Consider the following 3,483-nt stretch of genomic DNA (forward strand, 5'->3'; position numbering starts at 1 on the left):
AGGCCAGCGTCTCGTTCCGCACCAGCATCCGGCCCTGGTCGAGCTCGGAGACGCCCTCATGATGGGTCGGGAACCCCATCTCCGTCACCCAGACGGGCCGGGTCTCGCCGGCGAACTCCTGCATGTCGGCATAGGACTGCTGCACCGTGCCGGCGCGGGAGGGATGAGCGTCGGACCGGCGGGCCGGATGGCTCGCCGGCCCGGCGGTCGCCCGCGGGTGCTAGATGCTATAGCATTTGGTGTCATGGCTGAGTCCCTGATCCTCCTCACCGACTGCGACCTGCCCGGCGATGCCGCCGAGCGGACGCTCCGCGCCGCTGGGCTCCGCGCCGTCCGCGCCCCCGAGGCGACCGACGACCGGATCGCCGAGCTCGGCGCCGAGGCGGAAGGCCTCATCGTGCAGTGGCACCGGATCGACGGGGCTCTCATGGACCGGATGCCGCGACTGCGCATGATCAGCCGGCTCGGCATCGGGTACGACATGATCGACGTCGCCGCCGCCTCCGAGCGGGGGATCGCGGTCGCCAACACCCCGAGCTACTGCATCGAGGAGGTCGCCGCCCACACGGTCGCCCTGATCATGGCGCAGGCCCGCGGGCTCCTCGCCTACGACCGTGCGGTCCGCCGGGGCGAGTGGCGCGCCGTGGCCGCGCAGCCGATGGCCGTGCGGCCATCCCGCACGACGATCTCCGTGCTCGGGTTCGGGCGGATCGGGTCGCTCGTCGCGCGCGGATGCCGGGGTCTCGGCTTCCGCGTCCTGGTCGCCGACCCCTACGCCCCCGACGAGGCGGTGCGGGCGGCCGGTTGCGAGCCGGTCGCGATCGATGAGGCTCTCGCCGAGGCGGACATCCTCACCCTGCACGTGCCGCTGACGGCCGACACCCGCCACCTCGTGGATGCGGCGGCGATCGCCGCGATGAAGCCGGGAGCGGTGATCGTGAACACCTGTCGCGGTCCGCTGATCGACGAGACCGCACTGGTCGCGGCGCTGCACGACGGGCGGATCGGCGCGGCGGCGCTGGACGTGTTCGAGGAGGAGCCGCTGGCGGCCGGCGCCGCTCTCCGAGACGCCCCGAACGTCCTGCTCACGCCCCACGCGGCCTGGTACTCGCCTGAGGCGCTGCAGGATCTGCCGGTGCACGCCGCCGAGAACATCGTCCGCTTCCTGGCCGGAGAGCGGGTGGACGCGATCGTCAACCCCGACCGGGCCGTGCGCGGAGCCTCCGCGGACGTCGCGCCGACCTCGCGCTGATCCGCACGCACCCGGACCCGAACGAGAGGAAGACCATGCAGCTGATGCGCCGAGGAGAGCCGGGCCGGGAGCGCCCGTTCGTGCGGGACGACGAGGGGACGCTGCGCGAGCTGTCGTCCGTCACCGCGGAGATCGACGGCGCCTTCCTCGCCGACGACGGGATCGGGCGCGTACGGGCGGCGCTGCGGGAAGGGCGTCTGCCGGTCGCGGACCCGACGGTCGAGCAGTGGCGCACCGGGGCGCCGATCGCGCGTCCGACGGCCGTCATCTGCGTCGGGCAGAACTACGCCGCGCACGCCGCGGAGTCGGGATCCGCGCCGCCCGTTGAGCCGATCGTGTTTTTCAAGCACCCGAACACCGTCGTGGGCCCCGACGACGACGTGCTGCTGCCCCCGGGCGCGGAGAAGGTGGACTGGGAGGTGGAGCTGGCGGTGGTCATCGGCCGCACCGCCCGCTATCTGTCCGGACCCGCCGCGGCGAGAGACGTGATCGCGGGGTACGCCGTGTCGAACGACGTGTCGGAGCGCGCCTACCAGCTCGACGCCTCCGGCGGCCAGTGGTCCAAGGGCAAGTGCGCCGAGACGTTCAACCCCCTGGGGCCGGTGCTCGTGCCCGCCGAGGAGGTGGATCCGCAGGCGCTGCGGCTCCGCTCCTGGGTCAACGGCGAGCCGCGTCAGGACTCGTCCACCGCCGACATGATCTTCCCGGTGTGGGAGCTCGTGCACCACCTGAGCCAGTTCATGGTGCTGGAGCCGGGCGACGTCATCAACACCGGGACGCCGCAGGGCGTGGCGCTGTCCGGCCGCTTCCCGTACCTCCGGGACGGGGATGAGATGACCGTGGAGATCGAGGGACTCGGGCGCCAGCGGCAGCGGCTGCGGCGCGCCGTCGTGGCCTGAGGCGCCGCCGGCGGGCTGCGCCCGCGGCACGGTCCTTCCCGCTGAGTGCGACCGTGCCGCGGGCCCAGCCCGTCAGTCGTTGAGCGAGCGCAGCCGGGTGGGTGCCCGTACTCGGTCGTTGAGCGAGCGCAGCGAGTCGAAACGCGGCGACCCGGGGTGGGCGCGTTTCGTCTCGTCGCTGCGCTCCTCGCTCAACGACCGGGGTCGGCGCGGTGCATCTCGGTCGTTGAGCGAGCGCAGCGAGTCGAAACGTCGTGACCCGGGCTGGGAGCCGTTTCGTCTCGTCGCTGCGCTCCTCGCTCAACGACCGGGGGTGCTTCTCGGTCGTTGAGCGAGCGCAGCGAGTCGAAACGCGGTGACCCGGGCTGGGAGCCGTTTCGTCTCGTCGCTGCGCTCCTCGCTCAACGACCGGGGGCGGGCGCGGGTCAGCCGGCGTACGGCGTCACCGGGAGGCCACGGACGCCCGGGCGCACGGCGAACACGGATCCGGCCGCGGTCCCGTGATCGGGATCCAGCCCCTGCGCCGACGTCGTGACGTACAGGGTGCCGAGGTCGTCGTCGCCGAAGGTGCACGCGCTCACCTGCGGCACCGGAAGGACGATCCGCTCCTGCAGCGCGCCGTCCTTGTCGAAGCCGAGCACGGCGCCGCCGCCCCATCCCGCCACCCACACGCTGCCGTCCGCGGCGACGGTGAGGCCGTCCGGGAACCCGGCGTCCTCGGGGAACGCGGCGAACGTGCGTCGCCCGTCGAGCTCGCCGTCGTGCACGTCGAGGACGTCGATCCGCCGCGTCGCCGTGTCGACGTAGTAGGCGCGGCGCGCGTCCGGGGCGAAGCCGAGTCCGTTGGAGCACGTGATCCCGCGCAGGAGCGTCGTCGCCGTGGCTCCGTCGGGCGCCGGATCGATCCGCCGCAACACGCCCGTGCCCGACGCGTCGTCGGTCGCCATGGAGCCGGCGAGGAGGCGGCCGCGGGGATCGCAGCAGCCGTCGTTCATCCGGGTGCCGGTGCCGTCGAGCAGGCGCAGGACCGGGTGCGCGGGTCCTTCCGGGTCGTCCGCGAGGTACAGATCCTGCGCGCCCACCGCCACGAACCCGCCCGACCGGCGCGGCCGTGCGAAGGCCAGGTAGCGGTCATCCACGTGCTGCCGCCGCACGCCGCGGTCCGTGAGGGTCAGGAGGTCCCCGGCATCCCCGTCGACCCAGCGCAGCCCGCCCCATCCCGGCCACCACACGGGCGCCTCGGCGTGGCGGGCGACGGGGCCGGTGACGTTCTCGGGCGTCACCGCCGGTCGCGTCCCGGGGTTCGCAGCGGATCCGGGGCGGGGATCGGAT

Annotated in this window: 3 protein-coding genes; 2 read left to right on the forward strand and 1 reads right to left on the reverse strand. The window is 73.6% G+C overall.

Features of this window, described 5'->3' with window-relative positions; genetic code table 11:
* Positions 1-244: 244 nt before the first annotated feature.
* Positions 245-1,252, forward strand: a complete 1,008-nt coding sequence (locus MR1_RS18675; protein WP_067250673.1) for a C-terminal binding protein — start codon at positions 245-247, stop codon at positions 1,250-1,252.
* Positions 1,253-1,287: 35 nt separating this feature from the next.
* Positions 1,288-2,151, forward strand: a complete 864-nt coding sequence (locus tag MR1_RS18680) for a fumarylacetoacetate hydrolase family protein (RefSeq protein WP_067250676.1) — start codon at positions 1,288-1,290, stop codon at positions 2,149-2,151.
* A gap of 425 nt (positions 2,152-2,576) precedes the next feature.
* Here the strand turns inward: MR1_RS18680 and MR1_RS18685 are convergent.
* Positions 2,577-3,483 (reverse strand): SMP-30/gluconolactonase/LRE family protein (locus MR1_RS18685; protein WP_255218202.1); only part of this gene is annotated, 907 nt, incomplete at its 5' end.

The organism is Microbacterium resistens NBRC 103078, from assembly GCF_001552355.1.
In the GTDB taxonomy this organism is placed as follows: Bacteria; Actinomycetota; Actinomycetes; order Actinomycetales; family Microbacteriaceae; genus Microbacterium; species Microbacterium resistens.

What these genes read in the sequence shown, in the direction of transcription:
- MR1_RS18675 (WP_067250673.1), top strand. Translation starts at nt 245, where the DNA reads ATGGCTGAGTCCCTGATCCTCCTCACCGACTGCGACCTGCCCGGCGAT.
- MR1_RS18680 (WP_067250676.1), top strand. Translation starts at nt 1,288, where the DNA reads ATGCAGCTGATGCGCCGAGGAGAGCCGGGCCGGGAGCGCCCGTTCGTG.